Annotated in this window: 17 protein-coding genes; 10 read left to right on the forward strand and 7 right to left on the reverse strand. The window is 74.1% G+C overall.

Annotated elements, in window-relative coordinates:
• The first annotated feature begins 13 nt into the window (after nt 1–13).
• On the forward strand, nt 14–1033 hold the full coding sequence (locus FMEAI12_RS29555) for an aldo/keto reductase (RefSeq protein ID WP_112108613.1): 1020 nt from the start codon (nt 14–16) through the stop codon (nt 1031–1033).
• A 31-nt stretch (nt 1034–1064) separates the two neighbouring features.
• On the opposite strand, the gene FMEAI12_RS29560 is transcribed toward FMEAI12_RS29555, so the two are convergent.
• Together FMEAI12_RS29560 and FMEAI12_RS29565 are read right to left on the reverse strand one after the other, a co-directional pair.
• Nucleotides 1065–1844 carry an endonuclease/exonuclease/phosphatase family protein gene (locus FMEAI12_RS29560; protein WP_112108614.1) on the reverse strand — a complete coding sequence of 260 codons (780 nt, stop codon included), beginning with the start codon at nt 1842–1844 and terminating at the stop codon, nt 1065–1067.
• A 27-nt stretch (nt 1845–1871) separates the two neighbouring features.
• Nucleotides 1872–3356: a PucR family transcriptional regulator gene (locus FMEAI12_RS29565; RefSeq protein ID WP_235014774.1), complete on the reverse strand. Its 1485-nt coding sequence runs from the start codon at nt 3354–3356 to the stop codon at nt 1872–1874.
• On the opposite strand from FMEAI12_RS29565, the gene FMEAI12_RS29570 reads away from it, so the two are divergent.
• The 3 genes from FMEAI12_RS29570 to FMEAI12_RS29580 all read left to right on the forward strand — a co-directional run bounded on the left by FMEAI12_RS29570 (nt 3247) and on the right by FMEAI12_RS29580 (nt 6404).
• Nucleotides 3247–3516: a hypothetical protein gene (locus FMEAI12_RS29570; protein ID WP_071059352.1), complete on the forward strand. Its 270-nt coding sequence runs from the start codon at nt 3247–3249 to the stop codon at nt 3514–3516. The two genes, FMEAI12_RS29565 and FMEAI12_RS29570, sit on opposite strands and share 110 nt — an antisense overlap.
• Nucleotides 3517–3670: 154 nt before the next feature.
• Nucleotides 3671–4969: a pitrilysin family protein gene (locus tag FMEAI12_RS29575; protein ID WP_112108615.1), complete on the forward strand. Its 1299-nt coding sequence runs from the start codon at nt 3671–3673 to the stop codon at nt 4967–4969.
• 67 nt (nt 4970–5036) lie between these two features.
• Nucleotides 5037–6404 carry a pitrilysin family protein gene (locus FMEAI12_RS29580; protein ID WP_112108616.1) on the forward strand — a complete coding sequence of 456 codons (1368 nt, stop codon included), beginning with the start codon at nt 5037–5039 and terminating at the stop codon, nt 6402–6404.
• A 135-nt stretch (nt 6405–6539) separates the two neighbouring features.
• On the opposite strand, the gene FMEAI12_RS37425 is transcribed toward FMEAI12_RS29580, so the two are convergent.
• Together FMEAI12_RS37425 and FMEAI12_RS29590 are read right to left on the reverse strand one after the other, a co-directional pair.
• A complete protein-coding gene (locus FMEAI12_RS37425) occupies nt 6540–7919 on the reverse strand; it encodes an ANTAR domain-containing protein (protein ID WP_235014776.1) in 1380 nt (459 codons plus the stop codon).
• Nucleotides 7920–8107: 188 nt separating this feature from the next.
• Nucleotides 8108–8347, reverse strand: a complete 240-nt coding sequence (locus FMEAI12_RS29590) for a mycoredoxin (protein WP_071059355.1) — start codon at nt 8345–8347, stop codon at nt 8108–8110.
• 146 nt (nt 8348–8493) lie between these two features.
• On the opposite strand from FMEAI12_RS29590, the gene FMEAI12_RS29595 reads away from it, so the two are divergent.
• The 4 genes from FMEAI12_RS29595 (at nt 8494) to FMEAI12_RS29610 (ending at nt 13719) form a co-directional block, all read left to right on the forward strand.
• Nucleotides 8494–10773: an ATP-dependent DNA helicase UvrD2 gene (locus tag FMEAI12_RS29595; RefSeq protein WP_112108618.1), complete on the forward strand. Its 2280-nt coding sequence runs from the start codon at nt 8494–8496 to the stop codon at nt 10771–10773.
• Between the two features lie 197 nt (nt 10774–10970).
• Nucleotides 10971–11294: a hypothetical protein gene (locus FMEAI12_RS29600; protein ID WP_131622267.1), complete on the forward strand. Its 324-nt coding sequence runs from the start codon at nt 10971–10973 to the stop codon at nt 11292–11294.
• Between the two features lie 120 nt (nt 11295–11414).
• A complete protein-coding gene (locus tag FMEAI12_RS29605; protein ID WP_235014778.1) occupies nt 11415–11744 on the forward strand; it encodes a WhiB family transcriptional regulator in 330 nt (109 codons plus the stop codon).
• A gap of 109 nt (nt 11745–11853) precedes the next feature.
• Entirely contained in the window at nt 11854–13719 is a 1866-nt protein-coding gene (locus FMEAI12_RS29610; protein WP_112108620.1) for an alkaline phosphatase family protein, read from the forward strand.
• A 111-nt stretch (nt 13720–13830) separates the two neighbouring features.
• On the opposite strand, the gene FMEAI12_RS29615 is transcribed toward FMEAI12_RS29610, so the two are convergent.
• The 3 genes from FMEAI12_RS29615 to FMEAI12_RS29625 form a co-directional block, all read right to left on the reverse strand.
• On the reverse strand, nt 13831–15531 hold the full coding sequence (locus FMEAI12_RS29615; RefSeq protein ID WP_112108621.1) for an AarF/ABC1/UbiB kinase family protein: 1701 nt from the start codon (nt 15529–15531) through the stop codon (nt 13831–13833).
• A 55-nt stretch (nt 15532–15586) separates the two neighbouring features.
• A complete protein-coding gene (locus tag FMEAI12_RS29620; protein ID WP_112108622.1) occupies nt 15587–16786 on the reverse strand; it encodes a ThiF family adenylyltransferase in 1200 nt (399 codons plus the stop codon).
• 591 nt (nt 16787–17377) lie between these two features.
• Nucleotides 17378–18736 (reverse strand): zinc-dependent metalloprotease, encoded by a 1359-nt coding sequence (locus FMEAI12_RS29625; RefSeq protein ID WP_112108623.1) that lies wholly within the window; start codon nt 18734–18736, stop codon nt 17378–17380.
• Between the two features lie 99 nt (nt 18737–18835).
• Here FMEAI12_RS29625 and FMEAI12_RS29630 point away from each other — a divergent pair, with 99 nt between their 5' ends.
• Nucleotides 18836–19306, forward strand: coding sequence for a molybdenum cofactor biosynthesis protein MoaE (locus FMEAI12_RS29630; RefSeq protein ID WP_112108624.1), 471 nt, complete (start codon nt 18836–18838; stop codon nt 19304–19306).
• Between the two features lie 61 nt (nt 19307–19367).
• Nucleotides 19368–19679: a hypothetical protein gene (locus FMEAI12_RS29635; RefSeq protein ID WP_112108625.1), complete on the forward strand. Its 312-nt coding sequence runs from the start codon at nt 19368–19370 to the stop codon at nt 19677–19679.
• Nucleotides 19680–19697 lie beyond the last annotated feature (18 nt).

Consider the following 19697-nt stretch of genomic DNA (forward strand, 5'->3'; position numbering starts at 1 on the left):
AGGGAGAGAACCCATGCAGTACCGCACCCTCGGTCGGACCGGCATCCAGGTCAGCCCCTACGCGCTGGGCACCCTGATGTTCGCCACGGTCATGGGCAACGCCCCCGAGGACTCGGCCCGCATCATCCACAAGGCGCTGGATGCCGGCATCAACTTCGTCGACACCGCCGACGCCTACGGCGACTCCGAGGACATCGTCGGCAAGGCCCTGGAAGGGCGCCGCGACGACGTCGTGCTCGCCACCAAGTTCAGCCGCCCGATCGGGCAGGACCCCAACCAGCAGGGCGCCTCACGGCGCTGGATCGTCGCCGCCGTGGAGAACTCGCTGCGCCGCCTGCGGACCGACCACATCGATCTCTACCAGCTTCACCGCCCCGATCCCCACACCGACCTCGAGGAGACCCTCTCCGCGCTGACCGACCTGATCCACAGCGGCAAGGTCCGCGCGATCGGCGCGTCGCAGACCCCCGTCTCCGACATCGTCGAGGCCCGGTGGGTCGCCGAGCGGCGCGGCCTCGCGCGATTCCACACCGAGCAGCCGGCCTACTCCATCCTCAACCGCGGCATCGAACGCGAGATCCTGCCCACCACCCAACGCTTGGGCCTGGGCACCCTGGTCTGGGGCCCACTCGGCCAGGGAATGCTCACCGGCCGCGTCCGCCGGGACCAGCACAACGGCCTACTGCGCGCCGGCCTGGTCCAGCATCTCAACGACGAGCATCGGCTCGACGTGGTCGAAAAGCTCATCCCCCTCGCCGCCGAGGCGGGACTGCCCATGCCCCACCTCGCGATGGCGTTCGCCATCGCCCACCCCGGCGTCACCAGCGCACTGATCGGCGTCCGCACCATGGATCACCTCGACAGCCTGCTCGCCGGGCTGGACGTCGCCCTCACCGACGACATCCTCGACCGCATCGACGAGATCGTCCCGCCCGGCACCGACATCGGCACCCTCGACCAGGCCTACCAACCCGCAGCCCTGGCGGACCCGGGCCTGCGTCGCCGTCCCCTGGCCGCGCGCGCCGCGGCCTGACCCCCGCTCCGGCCTGGCCCGGCCCGCGCGGCTATCGGCGGATGTCGGTGAGGAGCGCGAGGTGGTCGGAGATCTGGGTCCGGCGGGCCTCGCTGGCGGCGACGGTGCCCACCGCGCCGCGGGCGAGCACGTGGTCGAGCTGCACCCGGGGGGCGTGCGCGGGGTAGGTGCGGTGGGCGGCCAGCCGGCGCCATCCGGTGAGGGCGGTCGGCAGCCGGCCCGGCAGGTTCAGGTCGCCGAGCAGCACGACCGGCCCGTCGACGCCGCGCAGCCTCCGCACCAGCCGGAGAAGCTGGAAGGCGTTCCACCCCGGGGCGAAGGACAGGTGGGTGGTCACCACCGTCAGTGGTCCGCTGGTGGTCTCGACGACGGCGGCGAGCGCGACCCGCGGTTCGTCGTCGAGCAGGATGAGCCGGGCCCGGCGGTTCGCCCCCGGGGCGAGGATCGGGGAGCGCACCGGGGCGCGGCCGAGCGGAACCACCCACCACCGGTGCACCGGCAACCTGCTGACCAGCGCGATTCCGTAGGCGGGCTCGTCGCCGCGGCGCTCGCCCTCCGCCGGGCGCCAGTGGTGCCCGGGGGTGCCGTACACGGTGGGGGCGAAGCGCCATCCGGTGTCGGGGGCGCCGAGCGCCGTCGCGGCGGCGGCTGCGAGGTCCCCGCCGCCCGAGCGGGGCTGTGCCAGGTCGACCTCCTGCAGGCCGAGGACGTCGCAGTCGAGGTCGGCGACGGCCGCGGCGAAGCGGTCCACCTCGACCCGTCCGTCGGCGAGAGACAGGCCGTGCATCACGTTGAACGAGCCCACCCGCACAGTACGGACGGTAGCGTGAACCGCCCGTCAGCCGGCCCGAACCGGCTTTCCCGTGCCCGCCGGGCCCTGCCGCGCCACCGTCGGGACGTCCTGCCTCGCGGCCGCGGGGACGCCCTGGCGTGGCATTGACGGCGGCCCCGGCCGGGGCGCCGCTGTCGGGTCGCCCGGGCGCTGGCCGGTCAGGGCGCGCAGGACGAGCTCAAGCTCGAAGCGGGTGTCGGGGTCGTCCAGCGCGTCGCCGTACAGCTCGCGCAGCTGGCTGACCCGGTAGCGGACGGTCTGCGGGTGGATGTGCAGCCGCTCGGCCACCAGCCGGCGCTGCCCGTGCAGGGCGAGCCAGTAGAGCAGGGTCTCGGCCAGCCTGGCCCGGGTGCGTTCGGGCAGCCCGGCGAGCGGGGCGACCCGGCGGCGGGTGAGGTCGTCGAGCAGCCCCGGGTCGCGGGCCAGCAGCAGGGCGGTCAGGTGGTCGTCGGTGAACAGCGGGTCCTGCCCGGCCGTGGTGGGCAGCCGACCGGCCAGCCGGGCGGTTCGGGCGAGTCCGGCGCGCTCCACGCTGCCTGTCACCTCCTGCCAGGGGACGGTCGGGCCCACCACCGCCCCCGTGCCGTCGAGGCGGTCGGCCAGCCAGCCGCGCCGGGCCGGCTCGTCGGCGTCCCCGACGAACAGCCAGAAGTCGACGCCGTGGCCGGTGCGCGGGCAGCCGGTGGGCAGCCGCGGGGGGAGCTGCCCGTCGGGCCCGGTCGGCACCAGGACGGCCGCCATCCGGTCGGGCAGCCGGAACGCCCCCGCGGCGGCGGCCTGCTCGATGGTGACGGTGTCGGCGCCGGAGAGCAGCAGCTCGCCGAGCCGGTCCCACAGCCGTTCCCGCTGGCCGGCGACCTCGAACTGGGCCAGCGCGTAGCCCTCCGCGGAGGCGGCCGAGATCCCGTCGATGTAGGCGAACATCATCTCGGCGAGCGACACGAGGCCGGCGGCGTCCAGGCCGGCGTGGCGCGCGGCCTCACCGAGCCGGCGCCAGGAGATCCGCGCACCCACCCGGTAGGCGCTGAGCAGGTTGTCCAGGGAGCGGCCGGCCCGCACCTCACCGCGCCCGAGCCGCACGTAGACGTCGCGCCCGGCCGCCAGGTCGGGGGCCGCGTCCGGGCCCGCCTCGACGATGGCGAGGAAACGGGCCAGCGCCTCGTCCACGCCGCGCCGTACGCCCTGCCCGAACGTCCCCTCGAGTGGGCGGGCGTAGGCGGGCACCTCACCCGCGATGGCGGCGATGATCTCGTCACCAAGTTCGCGCAGCTCACCGGCGAGGCAGCCGCCCAGCCCGGGCGGAAATTGTCCCACCGGGACAGTCTGCGCCCACGGCCCGTCGGTGGGGGTGCCGGCTGGCCCGGGGAGCACAATCGGTGCCGTGGACACGCCTACCGGCATCGTCAGCGTGCTGCTCACCGGTGCCGTGGTCGGCCTGCTGGGTCGGGCGGTCGTCCCGGCGCGGCGCAGGGCGCCGATCGGTTGTCTCATGACGGTTCTGATCGGTCTGCTGGGCGCGGCGCTCGGTCTCGTCGTTGCCACCAGTGTCGACGGCGGCTGGTTGTTGACACTGTTGTTGCAGGTGGCGGTGGCCGCGGTGCTCGTCTTTCTGGTCTCGGCCGCGGGCAGTGGTGGGCGCCGTCATCCCTGACGGTGCTCGGGTTGCCCTTTCGTAGTCCTCTGGTCCGCGTGGGGGGACCTGGCGGGGCGACGGAGCCCGCCGAAGGTCGCCGGCCGGACGGCGAGGGCAGTAGCGTGGCGATGTGTCCTCACGCCCAGCCGCCGGCCCGCCCGCGTCCAGCGCGGTGAGGGCCACCGTGGCGGCCCCCTCGTACCCGGTTCAGCGAGTGACGCTCGACAACGGCCTGCGGGTGCTGCTCGCCCCGGACCGGACGGCCCCGGTGGTGGCTGTCGCCGTCCATTACGACGTGGGCTTCCGCTCGGAGCCGGAGGGGCGGACGGGTTTCGCCCACCTGTTCGAGCACCTGATGTTCCAGGGCAGCGAGAACGTGGGCAAGGCGGAGCACCCGAAGTACGTGCAGGCCGCCGGCGGCATCTTCAACGGGTCGACACACCCCGACCACACGGACTACTTCGAGCTGCTGCCCTCCGGCGCGCTGGAACTGGCGCTGTTCCTCGAGGCCGACCGGATGCGCGCGCCGAGGATCACCCGGGAGAACCTGGACAACCAGATCGCGGTGGTGCAGGAGGAGATCCGGGTCAACGTGCTGAACCGGCCGTACGGCGGGTTCCCGTGGATCACCCTCCCGCCGGTCGCCTTCGACACCTTCCCGAACGCCCACAACGGCTACGGTGACTTCTCCGAGCTCGAGGCGGCCAGCCTCGACGACGCCGCTGACTTCTTCGACAAGTTCTACGCGCCGGGCAACGCCGTGCTGACCGTCGCCGGCGAGTTCGACCCCGACGCGACGCTCGAGCTCGTCCAGCGGTACTTCGGCGCCATCCCGGCCCGCCCGGTGCCGGCGCGGCGCAGTTTCGCCGAGCCGGTGCGCGCCGAGGAGCGCCGGGAGGCGCTCACCGACAAGCTGGCCCCGCGCCCCGCGCTCGCCGTCGGCTACCGGGTGCCCGACCCCGACACCGACCTGCCGGCGTTCCTCGCCACCTACCTGCTGACGGACGTCCTCACCACCGGCGACGCGAGCCGGCTGGAGCGGCGCCTCGTCCAGAAGGACCGCTCGGTCACCGCGGTCAGCAGCTACGTCGGCACCTTCGGGGACCCGTTCGACCAGCGTGACCCGCTGCTGCTGACGCTGGAGGCCCGGCACGCCGGGGACTCGACCGCCGACACGGTGCTCGCGGCCGTCGACGAGGAGCTCGACCGGCTGGCCGGTGACGGCCTGGAGCCCGGCGAGCTCGAGCGGGTGCAGGCCCAGGTGGCCTCGGCGATCCTGCGCGAGTCCGACGACGCGCTCGGCCGGGCGCTGGCGATGGCGACGTTCGAGCTGCACCGCGGCCGTCCCGAGCTGCTCAACGAGCTGCCCGGGCTGCTGTCCGAGGTGACCGCCGACGCGGTCGCCGCGGCCGCGGGCGCGCTGCGTACCCAGGGCCGGTCCGTGCTGGAGCTGCGGGCGGGAGCCGCCTGATGACGCACGCCGGGCCGGTGAGCGAGATGATCCGCGGTGGCATCCCCCGTCCGGGGGACGAGGAGGCATGGTGACGACGACCGCTGCGGCCACGGCCGGGATCTCCGCGCCCACCGAGGCCGGGTCGAAGATCCCGGCGGTGATCCCGACCGTTCCGCGTGAGCTGCCGGCCGTCGTGCGGCGCACACTGCCCAACGGCCTGCGCGTGGACGTCGTCGCCCGCTCCAGCGTCCCGCTGGTCGAGCTGCGGCTGCGCATCCCGTTCGCCGGGTCCGGGCTGGTCCACCTGGCCGAGGCCGAGCTGCTGGCGGAGACCATCCTCACCGGCTCGAGCCGGTACGACCGGGTCGGCCTGGCCACCGCCGTGCAGGCCCTGGGCGGGTCGCTGCGGACCGGTGTCGACGCCGACCGGCTGGCGATCGTAAGCTCCGCGCTCGCGACCAGCCTCGAGCCGCTGCTCGCGCTGATCGCCGACGTTCTGACCACCGCGAGCTACCCCGACAGCGAGTTCGGCGGTGAGCGCGACCGGATCGTCGAGGAGACGACGATCGCGCTCAGCCAGCCGGCGGTGATCGCCCGTGAGGCGCTGGTGCGCCGGATGTTCGGCGACCACCCCTACGGCAGCGCCATCACCCCGCCGTCGGTGCTCTCCGAGGTCGGGGCCGAGCGGGTGCGGTCGCTGCACGGCGCCCGGGTCTGCCCGGACGGCGCCATCCTCACCCTGGTCGGCGACGTCGACCCCGAGCGCGCGCTGGACGCCGTCGAGGCCGCGCTCGGGTCGTGGACGGGCACCGCCGCCCCGGGCCACCCGCCCGCGCCCGTGCCCACCGCCGGCCCGATCCTGATCGTCGACCGCCCGGGCGCGGTGCAGACGAACATCAGGATGGGCGGCCGCGCGCTGAACCGCTCCGCGCCGGCCCATCCCGCGCTCCGGCTCGCGAGCACGATCTTCGGCGGCTACTTCAGCTCGCGGCTCGTCTCCAACATCCGCGAGGACAAGGGGTACACGTACTCCCCGCGCAGCTCGGTCGACCACCACCAGGCCGGCTCCCGCCTCACCGTCGCCGCGGACGTCTCCACCGAAGTGACCGGCCCGGCGCTGCTCGAGATCCTCTACGAGCTCGGCCGGATGGCCGTCCTGCCGCCGGAGGCCGAGGAGCTCGAGGCCGCGCGCCAGTACCTGATCGGCACGCTGGCGCTGTCGAGCGCGACCGCGGCCGGTCTCGCCGGCACCCTGTCCGGGCTGTCCGGCGCCGGGGTCGGCGTCGAGTACCTGCGCGACCATCCGCGCGCGCTCGCGACCGTCACCGCGGCGGACGTCCAGGCGGTCTCCGCGCAGCTGCTGGCTCCGTCGGGGCTGGTGACCGTGCTGGTGGGGGACGCCTCGAAGATCACCGAGTCGGTGCGGGCACTCGGAGCCGTCGAGTCCGCCTGAGTGACGGTGCTCCCCAGCGGACGGCGCTCACCGGTGGGCATGACGGGATCGTGGCCGGGCGCCTTCGGGGCGGTGCCGGTCAGGTCAGCGGTGGCGGTGGGCTCAGCGGCGGTCGGGTCAGCGGTGGCGGTGGGCTCAGCGGCGGCTCGGCGCGGCGCGCGGCGGTGTCGGGCGCGGCTGGCCGCCCCCGGAACCGCTCGCGGGCCCGCCCGTCGTGCCCGGCCCGCCGCCGCGGCCGCCGAGCTCCCCGGGCAGGGTGACCCGCGGGTCGCCTACCGACTCCACCACCTGGCGGGCGAGGTCGTGTACCCGCCGGCCCATCCCGCGGGCGGTGCGGCGCAGCCGCTCGAAGGCGTCCCGGGGCTTGATGTGGTTGCGCTCGGCGAGCACGCCGATCGCCTGCTCGACGATCACCCTGGACGCCAGCGCGTGCTCGAGCTGGATCACCGACAACCTCAGTTGCTCGGTCTCGTTGAGGTCGCGATCGGCGCGCCGGGGCCGCCCGGGCGGGCTGAGGTCCTCGGCGAGCAGGTCGGCCAGGACCATCGCGGAGATCAGATCGCCGACCGGGCGGATCTCGGCGCCGGGCCCCTCGACGATCCAGCCGGTGGGCGCGCGGCGCAGCCGCATGTCGGAGGCCCCGGGAGCGGGCGTGCCGGCGGCGGCTCCCGTCTCGCCGGGCCCCCGTGCGGTGCCTGGTCGGGGCGGCCCTGACCGGGGCGGTCCGGGCCGCGGCCCGCCGGGCCGACCCGGCGGGCCGGGCCTGATCGCGCGGGCGACGGCCTCCGGGGTGGGTATCCGGCCGGGGCCCCCGGCCGGCGAGGGCGGTTGTGATCCGCGCGGTGCTCTCTCCGATCCGGGAGCCTCCGCGGTCCGCGCGCGCGGCGAACTCGCCGCCTCCTCACCCGGCCCGCCGGCACCGGCCGCTCCGGCTGTCCCGGATGGCGTGCTGCCCGGTGGCGGTGGCGCGCTGGATGGCGCGGCGTTGGCTGGGGTGCCAGGTGGGGCCGCACCGGGCGCGGCCGCAGCGGGCGCGGCATCACCACCCGTCTCGCCGGCGGCACCGTTCTCGGTGCCCCGGGAGCCCGTTCCGTCACCCTCCGCCTCGTTACTGGCAGCAACCCCCGAGAGGGCCTCCCGCACGAGTTGGTCGCGGAGTGCGTCCGACGCTCCCAGACTGTCCGCAATCGCCCTCAGTACACTGAGTGTCTCAGTGGGAACGGTGAGCGATGAGCGGTCGAGGCCGGTGAGAATGCCGAGAACGGTCCCGTCCGGCCCGACGACGGGCATCGCGACATAGCTGAGAATGCCGAACCGCTCCGGCTCGACGGTGTCGGCCAGGGCGGGATCCTGGTCGGCCCGGGAGCCCGCGGCTGGCGCTCCATCGAGCATCCGGGCAGGTAGACAGCGGGCGCGCGGAACACTCAGCCCGGAAACCAGCTCGGGGATCGGCCCGGTCACCCGTAGGTAGGTGGCAACATCCGTCGACACCACGACGAGGCACGTCTGCTCCATCTGATGGAGTGCGTGCGTGGCTCTCAGCGCGGCGTCGACCGTGCTCCACGGGAGTCCTGAAGGTGCTGACGACACAGGCCGAACTCTCCCACAAAGTTCACGGGCAGTGACGGACACCGTCCCACGAGCCGGCCGCGTGTGCGTCGGGAAGGAGTGAACTCCCGAAAGATCGTCGCCCTGCGTATCCGTTATGCGGCGGAAGTGACCTTCTCGGTGACCTGGCGGAGGGTCGGATTCGTCATCACCGTCCCATCGGGGAAGACGACGGTCGGCACGGTCGCGTTGCCGTTGTTCGCATCGCGGACAAGTTGCTCTGCTGTCGGGTTCTGCTCGATGTCGACCGTCACGTACTCCACCCCCGCGCGGTCCAACTGACCCTTGAGTCGGACGCAGTAGCCACACCAGGGGGTGGTGTACATCGTGAGCACGGTGAGACCTCCGTTGGCGACGATCCGTCAGATGACGGGTTGCGGTGAGCGACGTCCGGTGGGCGGCACTCTGCGTATGACGCACTGCATAACCAGGCCATGGTGACTTCGCTTCCCCGGGCCGCGCACGGTTACCGTGTCCGGTGATGTCCGGACCCAGCGCTTCCGAGGCCCGTCGCGCGGCGTCGCCGCCCGATCGTCGATCGTCACCCGATCCGGTCCCGGCCGGCGTGGAGCAGGGGCTCGACCCCGAGCAGCTCGCCGCCGTGCTCGCCCCCGTCGGGCCGGTCTGCATCCTCGCGGGCGCGGGCACCGGCAAGACCCGCACCATCACCCACCGGATAGCGCACATGGTCACGGAACGGGAGGTCGGGGCGGGGCAGATCCTCGCCGTCACCTTCACCAACCGGGCCGCCGGCGAGCTGCGCGGCCGGCTGCGGGTGATGGGTGTGGACGGCGTCCAGGCCCGCACCTTCCACGCGGCCGCGCTGCGTCAGCTCTCCTACTTCTGGCCCTCCGTCGCCGGGACGGCGCTGCCGAGGCTGGAGAAGAGCCGGATCCCGCTGATGGCGAAGGCCGCGAACCGTGCCCGGCTGCGCCCGGACCGCGCCGAGCTGCGCGACCTCACCTCCGAGGTGGAGTGGGCGAAGGCGACGATGGTGGCGCCCACCGACTACGTCCGCCTCGCCGCCGCCCACGGCCGGGAGACCTCCTTCGCGCCCGACGTCGTCGCCCGCCTCTACGAGGCCTACGAGGAGGTCAAGAGCGAGGCGGGGGTTCTCGACTTCGACGACCTGCTGCTGCTGACCGCCGCCGTGGTCGAGGAGCACGGCTGGGTCGCCACCGAGCTCCGCGCCCGCTACCGCCACTTCGTCGTCGACGAGTACCAGGACGTCAACCCGCTGCAGCAGCGCGTGCTCGACGCCTGGCTCGGTGACCGCGACAGCCTGTGCGTCGTCGGGGACGCGAACCAGACCATCTATTCGTTCACCGGCGCCTCCGCGCGGCACCTGGTGGAGTTCCCGCGTCGGTTCCCGGCCGCGACGGTCGTCCGCCTCGTCCGGGACTACCGCTCCACCCCTCAGGTGGTCGCGCTGGCGAACCAGCTGCTCGACGGCGCCGCCCGGCCCGCGCCGGATACGCGGGGAGCATCGGCCGTCCAGGCCGGCCCGGGTGTTCCGGGTGTTCCGGGTGGTGCGGAGGGTCGGTCCGCGGCGGGGCGGCTGGTCGCGATGCGCCCGTCCGGCCCGGAGCCCGTGTGGCTGGAGTCCGACAGCGAGCCCGAGGAGGCCGCCGCCGTGGCCCGGCGGATCCGCGGCCTGCTCGGCACGGGCGTCCCGGCCAGCGAGATCGCCGTGCTGTACCGGATCAACGCCCAGTCGGAGGCGTACGAGACGGCGCTGGGCCGGGCCGAGATCCCCTATCTCGTGCGCGGCGGTGAGAAGTTCTTCGAACGGCCCGAGGTGACCGGGGCGGTGCGGATGCTGCGCGCCGCGCTGCGCTCCGCCGAGACCGACCGCCCCGGCGGGCTCGCCGACGTGGTCGCGGACGTCCTCAGCGCGCTCGGATGGCGGCCGGGGGCGCCGCCGGCCGGGCCCGGAGCCGACCGTGAGCGCTGGGAGAACCTCGCCGCGTTGCACCGGCTCGCCGCCGACCTCGAGGCGCGCGAGCCCGAGGCCGACCTCGCCGCCTTCGCCGCCGACCTCGCCGAGCGCGCGGCACACCAGCACACCCCGACGGTGCAGGGCGTCACGCTCGCCTCGCTGCACGCGGCCAAGGGCCTCGAGTGGGACGCGGTGTTCCTGGTCGGCCTCGTCGACGGGACGCTGCCCATCGTGCACGCCCAGACCGACGAGCAACTGGCCGAGGAGCGCCGTCTCCTCTATGTCGGGGTCACCCGGGCGCGGGTCCACCTGACGCTGTCCTGGGCGCTGGCGCGGGCGGAGGGCGCGCGCCGCTCGCGGCGGCCGTCCCGGTTCCTGGACGAGCCGCGCCGCGCGGCGGCGGTTTTCCGGCGCGGCTCGTCCGCGGCCCGTCCGGGCTCGGCGCGTGCGGAGCCCGGCACCGGCGGCAACGGCCGCGCACGGAACCGGTCGAGCGTGCTCTGCCGGGTCTGCGGGCGCGCGCTGGCGGGCGCCGAGGCCCGCGTCGGCCGGTGCGAGGCCTGCCCGGGGGGGCCGGTGGACGGCGAGCTGTTCGAGCGGCTGCGCGCCTGGCGCGCCCGCCGGGCGAAGGAGCAGGGCGCGCCGGCCTTCGTGGTCCTCACCGACGCGACGCTGCGCCTGATCGCGGAGCGGCGCCCGTCCACGGTCGCCGAGCTGGTAGCGCTGCCCGGCATCGGCCAGAGCAAGCTCGACCGCTACGGCGAGGACGTCCTCGCGCTGGTCACGGGGCGTCCACCGGCTGGATCGCCGTCCACGGGCTGACGCCTGGTGCTCGGAATGTGACACGCCGGTGGTGGATGAGTCGCGCTGTGGCTGAGGGTGTCTGTGTGATCGCATGGAAAATAAGTTGTCAGCGTGGGCGATGGCTCCTACCGTGTTCCATGAACACCGGGGCGCGATCAACAGCGCTCGCGGGGTGGCAGCAGCACGCTCCTACGCAGGGTGAGGGAGGGATCTCGATGAGGCTCGTCATGTTGGCCTATACGCGTACGCGACCCTCTCTCGGCACCTCCTGCGATCAGCCCGGTCAGGCCCGCCTCGTCGGCCACGCCACCCGGCGGCCCGGCGCCTGGGCGTCCGGTGCGCACATCGGTGTCGATCAGGTTCTCCGCGCGCGCGTGACCGGCGCGCACCTGGCCGCTCCGCATGGCGCCACCCTGCCCGGCGGCCCGGCGCAAGGCACCGGCATCACCACCGGCAACACGACCGTCACGCGGGCAGCCGCGCGTTCGCTGCGCCCGTTCGCCCTGTGGGGCCCCGTCCCAGATCCGCTCCTGGCATAGCGCCGAAACGGAGCGAATCCGAGGCCGCGGACCCGACAGGGGTCCGCGGCCTTCGTGTTTTCCAGGGCCGGCGCCGACCCGCCACCGCACCGCGAGACCCGAGCTGACCGCTGTCGATGGATGCAAGACCGAGAAACCAAACCGAAGAAACCGCCAGTGTCGGAGGTGACCCCGGTGTTCGACCCCTCGATCGTTTCCCGGATCGAGCGGGAGCGTCTCGTCCTGCCCTGCTGGGACGTGGACCCCGAGCTTTTCTTCGCTGAGTCCCCGGCGGACGTCGAGTCCGCCAAGTCCGTGTGCGTGGACTGCCCGGTGCGGCTCGCCTGCCTGTCGGCCGCCATCGACAGGAACGAACCGTGGGGAGTCTGGGGAGGTGAACTCGTCGTGACGGGCCGTGTCGTGCCCCGCAAGCGCCCGCGTGGCCGCCCACGCAAGGAGGTGGCTGCCTGAGGCCTGGTCAGGCGGGGCTGGGGCGGGACGCCGACTCGTCGGCGTCCCGCCCCGTGGAGTTGGCATGTGCTTCTCCTGGTGGTGCGGTCGGCGCCGGTAGTGTGCGAGCGTGCCCAGCAGCGAGCGCGTGTATCCGGTCCGCAGCGGTGTCGCTCCCGACCGCGTTGCCACCGTCGCCGAGGCGCCGGCCGGCGCTCCCGTGCAGGCCGTCCCCGCCGACGGGCCTCCCTCGGGCACCGTGACGACCACCGCGCCCGGAGTGGCCACCGCGGCCGTGACGACCACCGCGGCCGGGGATGCCATCGAGGCCGGGGTGGCCGGGTCGGTCAGGGCGGTCGCGGAGCCCGGGCTGGCACAGGCGGTGGCCGTGCTCACCCGGCCCGACCTCGCCCACGTCGTCGACCTGGTCGCGTGGGTCGAGGACGGCTGGTTGCACGTCGCGAACGCCGACGGTGCGTCGCGCCTGCCGGTCGACGATCCGGACGGGCCGTGGGAGATCCTGCGCGGCCGGGACCCGGTCGCCGACCAGGACCCCATGCACGGTGTTCCGCTGGTGGCCGCGCTCGCCGACCCGTCCCCGCCGGCCGCGCGCAACGCCTACCCCTTCGCGGGACGGCGCCTGCTGTCCATGTTCGCAGACCCGACGCGCTCGCCGGACATCGCCGTCGTCCACACCCCGCGGCACTACTGGCCCGAGCGGGGCGGGCATCTGGGAGAGCACGGCTCGCTGGACGCCGGGCAGTCCCGGGCGCCGCTCGTTCTGTCCGGGGCAGGTGTGACCGCCCGTGGCCTGCTGCCGCGGGTCGCCCGGGTGATCGACGTCGCTCCGACCCTGGCGGCGCTCGCCGGGGCGGCGATGCCCGAGGCGGAGGGAACCGCGCTCGACGATCTCGCCGGGCCGGGAGCTCGGCATGTGGTCGGGCTGCTGTGGGACGGGACGAACTGCAACGACCTGCTCGACCTCGCCGCCCGGGGAGAGCTCCCGAACGTCGCCCGCCTGCTGGCCCGTGGCGTCGCGCTGACCGGCGGCGCCCTGGCCGAGTTCCCGAGCGTGACCCTCACCAACCACACCTCGGCGATCACCGGCGTCGGCCCCGGCCGGCACGGCATTCTGCACAACGTCTACTTCGACCGCGCGACCGACCGCCAGGTGATCACCAACGAGGCCGCGACCTGGCACGTCGCCTGCGACCAGCTCCGGGACGGCGTGTCGACGGTGTTCGAGGCGGTGGCCCGCTCCCGCCCCGGGACCGAGACGGCCTGCGTGAACGAGCCGATCGACCGCGGGGCGAGCTACTCGACGTTCGGCCTGGTGCGAGCCCTCGGGGTCGGGCCGGGCGCCGGCGGTGCCGGTGCCGGTGCTGAGGCCGCTGGTGGCGGGATGGAGGACTACCTGCCGGCCGCCGAGGGCGACCCGCACGCGAGCGCCGAACGGGTCACCGCCGACCCGAACTACGCCTGGTCGACGAGGGTGGACGCGCTGGGGCTGACCCAGATCATCGACCTGTGGGCCGACGGCCGGGAACCACCCGTGCTGACCTGGTGGAACACCACCATCACCGACACCGGTCATCACGGCGGCGGGCCCTACTCACCCGAGGCCCGTGCCGCGCTGGCCGACGCCGACCGCCGGCTGGGGGTGTTCCTCGACCTGGTGGAGCGCCGTGGCCTCACCGACCAGACGGCCATCCTGCTCACCGCCGACCACGGATTCGAGGCGGCCGACCCCGACTGCCGCGGTGACTGGGACGTCGCCCTGCACCGCGCCGGGGTGGTCTTCCGGGACGAGGGCTACGGCTTCATCTACCTGGGCCTCGCCGGCGACGACGAAGCCCCGGCCGACTCCGCTGATCCGGGTAGCCCGGCCAACCTCGGAGACCGGGCCACGCCAGGTGGCCCGGCGGGCCAGGGTGGGCCGGGCGGCTCGGGGGCCCAGGCGACGGCCTCCCTGCCGCCGCAGCCGCCAGGCACCTGAGCTCCTGCCCGGACCGGGGCCCGCCAGCCCGGCCCGGGTTGGACCCCGGGCTCGGCCTGGGCTCTCCTGCTTTAGGACAGTCAGGGCAATAGTGCATGTCGGCGGGATGGGTCAGCCGGGTTCGGGCTGGGTCCCTGGTTCGGGCTGGGCCTCCTTCTCGAACTTGCGTCGGTTTCCTGGAGCTGGTCGGGCCTGCCGCGACGGTCGGCTGGTCTCCGGTGGACCAGCCTGCTCCGGCGTGCTGGCCTTCGCCGGGCTGACCTGTTCCACCGGCCCGCCCTGCTCCAGCGGACCGGCTTGTTCCACCGGGCTGGCCTGCTCCGGCGGGCGGACGCGGCTGCGTGCGCGGCCCGAGCGCCCCGAGCGCTGCGCGGGGGCGGTGGCGAGGACCACCGGTCCGGGGAGCGGACGGATGACGCCGGTGCCGTCCTCGATGTCGAGTCTGGGAAGGCGGCGGTTCGGCCGGTTCGCGGCTGCCGCGTGGCGTGCGGCGGCGCTGCGCGGCGGGGCGAACCCGGGCTGCCAGCGCTCCATCTCGGCCCGGAACGGGCCGGAGCTGCCGAGCTGGCAGAGGATCCCGATCGCGCCGAGCGTCACCCGGTGGATCAGCAGGTAGGACGGTGGCAGGTTGAGCTGGCGGCCGAGCTGCGCCGCGGCGGAGCGCCAGTCACCGAGGCGGAGCGCCTCCCCGCGCAGCCAGTCGCGGGAGAAGGCGAACTCCTCGTCGGTGATCGGCGCGAGCATCGGTGCCAGGTAGTCGAGCAGGTCCTCCGCGGGGATGGTGGCGCCCTCCGGGATGAACCCCTCCGCCCGCAGCCCTTCGGCGACGGCCTCGGCGTCACCGGCGAGGGTCAGCCGGGCGAGCCGGCCGATCGGCTCGGGCAGCCCGCCGGGCAGACGGTTCACCGCCCCGAAGTCGAGAACACCGAGCCGGCCGTCCGCGAGGAGCCGGAAGTTGCCCGGGTGCGGGTCGGCGTGGAGCAGCCCGGCCCGGCCGGGGCAGGAGTAGAGGAAGCGGACCAGGAGCAGACCGGCGCGGTCCCGCTCCTCCCGCGTCCCCCGGTCGATGATGGTCGACAGCGGCACCCCGTCGATCCACTCGCTGACCAGGACCCGGTCCGCCCCGGCGATCGGCCGGGGGACGACGATGTCCGGGTCGTCGGCGTAGGCCTGCGCGAACGCCCGCTGCCAGGCGGCCTCGAGCCGGTAGTCGAGCTCCTCGGTGATGCGTGCCTTGAGCTCGGCGACCAGCGGCTTGATGTCGAGACCGGGCGTCAGCGCGCCGAACAGCCGCGCGGCGCGGCCCAGCTGGTTCAGATCAGCCAGCAGGGCCGCGCCCGCCCCCGGGTACTGGATCTTCACCGCGACGGGCCGGCCGTCCGCCCACACGGCGCGGTGCACCTGGCCGATGCTCGCGGCGGCGGCGGGTGTGTCGTCGAAGCTGGCGAACAGGGCCCGCCATTCGGGGCCGAGCTCCTCGGCGAGGACCTTGTGCACCGTGGCGGCGGGCAGCGGTGGCGCCGCCTCCTGCAGTTTCGTCAGCGCGGCGCGGTAGGGGCCGGCGACCTCGTCGGGCAGCGCGGCCTCGAAGACGGACAGCGCCTGCCCGAGCTTCATGGCCCCGCCCTTGAGCTCGCCGAGCACCCGGAAGATCTGCGCCGCGGTGCGCTGCTGCAGCTCGGTCGCGACGGCCTCGGCGGGTCTGCCGCCGAGGCGCTTTCCGACGCCGAGTGTCGCCCGGCCGGCGATGCCGATCGGGAGGGTCGCGAGCTTGGCGGTGCGGACGACCGCTCGCCGTGGGATGTCGGACACAGCTCCATCGTGCCTTCTCAAGCCGGATGCCGCGCCGCCCGCGCCGTACCCGTGTTCAGACTGCGTGGCTGGGGGCGATGGCGTCCGCGGGGGCGGACGGGGCGGCCACCGGTGGTGACAGGTCGGACTGATCCCCAAGGACCGGCCCGTCCGCCGCGGCGCGCGCGGTGCGGCAGGGGCACTCCGGGTGCACCGGCCAGGTGCGGCGTCGGATCCGTAGCTCGGATCTGCTGACCTCGAGGGTGCCGCCGGCGGTGGCCGGCAGGCCTGCCGCCGATCCGCGGCCAGCCGATGGCCTGGTCTCGAGGTAGTCGAGCGCCTGCATGGCCGCCATCGAGGCGACGAGCGTGGCCAGCGAGATCTCGCAGGGGTCGGGGCCGCGCTCCGACGGTCGGACCATCTGCAGCGCCAGGATCGGCCAGTCGGGGTCCCGGGCGTCGCGGTACAGGTGCTGGCAGTGCAGGCAGGAACTGACCCCCGGCACTACGAGCGGCCCGACTATGCCCGTGGTCTCGCGGATGCCGGCGAGCAGGTGCGGTACCCCGGACCGCTCCAACCCCAGGCATTCGTCCGGGTGGACCAGCGGGATCCCCACCGGGGCCAGCAGGACAAGATCGGGGCGAAAGGGCTCGATCTCGGGGGACCTGGGTGACCTCGCGGGCCTGCTGGACCGCGGTGGCCGAGGCGCCCCGCCGCCGACCCGCCCCATCGCGGAGTGGGCGGCGAGGGCCCGGGGCCGCCCGATGTCGTCGAACCGCAACCCCCCGGGAGCGACGTCAGCCGCGGAGGTGGAGCCGGGGTCGTCGACGATGACCTGCCCGACGCCGGCCGCGGTGAGCAGCGCCGCTATCTGGGCGCCGATCCGCCCGGCGCCGCGGACGGCGACCCGGGCCAGACGACGGGCGGCGAGGACCGAGCTGGGCGGACGCACTCCGAAGGTCGCGAGCGACATGGCGGCGACATCCGGGGCGAGGCGGCCGTGGTCGGCGTCGTCCTGGGGCGCCGGCTCGGTGTCGGCACTGTCGTCGAGCAGCCCGGCCTGGGCCAGCATCTCGATCATCACCTGGGTGGCGGGATCGTCGGCCTGGCCGCCGGGGTCGAGGTGAGGGCCCGGCTGGTCCAGCGCGTCGAGTGCCGAGACGTCCGCCGGACTCAGGTCGGTGATGATCACGGCACGAAGCGGATCGACACCGATCTGCAGGGTGGTGCTGTCCCGCCAGAGGCGGCGAAGGCCGGGTTTGAGGACCGGGCGCACGGGACCCCCTTCGCGTCAGCCGGCACCGAGTGGGCCGGCGGCGATGACAACAGGTCCACGATGACATGAGATCGAAATGCCGCAGTGCGGATGATCGCGCCCTGTGGACAGCCCGTTCCCGAACGGTCCTGACCTGTGGGCGGGCCTTGTCGCTGTGGATTGCACCACCGGCTATTCGGGGCAAAAGGTGCAAAAATATGGCCCACCTGCGGTAGGTTGAGGCTGGCGGCCCGCCGCGCGAGCCATGGCGTGCGTCACGGCGGCGGCGCGGAGCAGTCGCGGGAGTGATGGCCGCAACGGATGGCGGGCACCGACGATCGCGGGCGCCAACGATCACAGGGGTGCAGCGCAACGGCGGCAGCCGCCACGGGCGGGCACAGTACGCCGGGTGCGAGGCACGCAACGCCGGGCGCGGGTCGGCGGGTGAGGAAGACGAACCCCCGGGTGGAACGTGGAGCCTCCGGCTTCCCCTTCCGGAGGCGCCTCGCATACCCGGGGGCCGCGAGGTCAAGCTACGACTGATTCGCCTTGCCGGTCAATTCGTGTGGTCCTCAGACCCGTGCATGTCACGCTGGGTCGGGAGCGCCGAGGTCAGGAAGGCGAGTCACCCGAGGCCGGCGGAGTGTCTTCTCCGGGCGCCGTGTCGTCGAGTTTCTCGATTTCCGCCATGATGTCGACGTCGGAGCCCGCCCCGGCGCCGGAGACGAACGCGGACGGGTCCGCGAGGTCCTCCCCGCCGGGCAACAGGTCCGGATGCGCCCATACCGCGTCCCGCCCGTCGTGCCCGCGGGCCTCGCGCAACGCCTCCCACAGCGCGGCGGCCTCGCGCAGCCGGCGCGGGCGCAGCGACAGGCCGACGAGGGTCGAGAAGATCTGCTCTCCCGGGCCGCCCTCGGCGCGGCGCCGACGGACCATCTCGCGCAGCTTCGCCGCGGACGGCAGGTGCTGGGACGCGGCGGTGTCCGCGACGTGGTCCACCCAGCCCTCGATCAGCGCCAGGATCAGCTCCAGGCGGGCCAGTGCCGCCTTCTGCTCGGGGGTGTCCGCGTCGGCGAAGACATCTTCCCCGAGTGCCTCGGTGAGCCGCTCGGGGTTCATCAGCGCGGTGGGGTCGATCATCCGCATCACGCGGCCGACCGCCTCCGGGTCGACGGCGATGCCACGCGCGTACTCCTCGACCGCGCCCAGCACGTGCGCCCGCAGCCAGGGGACGTGCGCGTACAGCCGGTTCGACGCCGCCTCGCGCAGCGCCAGGTAGATGCGGACCTCTTCGTCCTCGACGCCCAGACCCTGCCCGAAGGCGGCCACGTTCGCCGGGAGCAGGGCGGCCGTGCCCGCGGGGCCCAGCGGCAGCCCGACCTCCGTCGAGCTGACCACCTCGGCCGCCAGGCTGCCGATGGCCTGGCCGACCTGCGCGCCGAAGAGCATGCCGCCGACCTGGTTCATCATCTGCACGACTGGCCCGCCGGCGCCCATCAGCCGGCCGAGGTCGACGCCGGGCGGCAGCGCGCCCGCGAGCTCGGGCGGCAGGTCGCCGCCGCCGAGCTGGCTCAGGCCGGACGAGATCCCGGTGCGCATGGCCTCGACGACCTTGCCCGCCACCGGGTCGCACAGCGTCCGCCAGACGGGCAGCGTGGCCTCGATCCACTGCTCGCGGGACCATGCCGAGGCGGTGGTCGCGCCGGCCGGCAGCGCGGTCATCGGGTCGAGCCACACGTCGGCGATGCGCAGCGCCTTCTCGACCTCACCGGTCTCGGTGGCCCGCACCGCGCGGTCGTCGCTGCCCAGAGTCCGCACCGCCACCTGGCGGGCGAGCTCCCAGTTGACCGGACCGCCCTGCCAGGAGAGCAGCCGTTCGAGCTCGGCGAAGAACGGGGCCCCGCCAGCGGGGCGCTCCGGGTCGCCACCCGGAGTGGGGCCGAAGCCGAAGGGGAAGCCGCCGCCGCTCATGGGTGGGGCCTGTGGGCGTGCCGTAGGGACATGAACCCACGGTAGTGCGTTTTCCGGCCGACCGGTGAAACGGAGTCGGCCGGGCGTTACCGTCGGGGGGTGGATGTGACCTGCTCGGATCCGGTGCCCGTTGTCGACGGTGTGGCCAGGGGTGTCGTCGTTCTTGCGGAGATGCGTGAATTGCCGCTCTCTGTCGACGAATGCCTGGCTGCCGTGCGGTTGCCGGAGGTTGGTGGAATCGGTCTCTTCATCGGCACCGTCCGCGATCATGATCATGGCAGGTCGGTGGTGGACCTCGAGTACAGCGCGCATCCCCGAGCCGCCGGCGAGCTGGCCCGGGTGGCCGGCGATGTGGCCGCTGAGCTGGGCGTTCACGCCATAGCAGTGCTTCACCGGACGGGTCGGCTGGCGATCGGGGACATCGCGGTCGTCGTGGCCGCTGGCGCCGTGCACCGCGCGGAGGCGCTGGAGGCCTGCCGGCGCCTCATCGACGACGTGAAGGAGCAGGTGCCCATCTGGAAGCGCCAGGCATTCGCCGATGGCGCGACAGAATGGGTAGGCGCCTGCTGAGCGGGGCACCTAGGATAGATATTGGTCATCTTCCTTCCCCCGTCTCGACGTCGAGGCCGCCATGTGGTTCCTGCTGATCCCACCTGTCGCGGTGCTCCTGGCTCTTGCCTGGTTCACCCTGCGCAGCCGACCCGACCGCACCTCCGAAGCCATGATCACCGTCGAGGGTTACCGCCGGAGCATGGCTGCCCTCGCCCGCCCCATCCCGTCCGCGCGTGAGGCCACTACTGCCAAGGTGTCACCCTCGGTGACCATGATGCCCGTCTCCGTCCCGTCGGCACGGCCCGCTGGCAGCGAGCCCGACCCGGCGGACGGCGAGCAGGGCCGCGATTCCCGCGATTCCCGCGACCTGGCCCGTCCGGCCGACGCCTGACCGGTCCCTCCCGGCCGA

The sequence above is a fragment of the Parafrankia sp. Ea1.12 genome (assembly GCF_900465275.1).
Lineage (GTDB): Bacteria > Actinomycetota > Actinomycetes > Frankiales > Frankiaceae > Parafrankia > Parafrankia soli.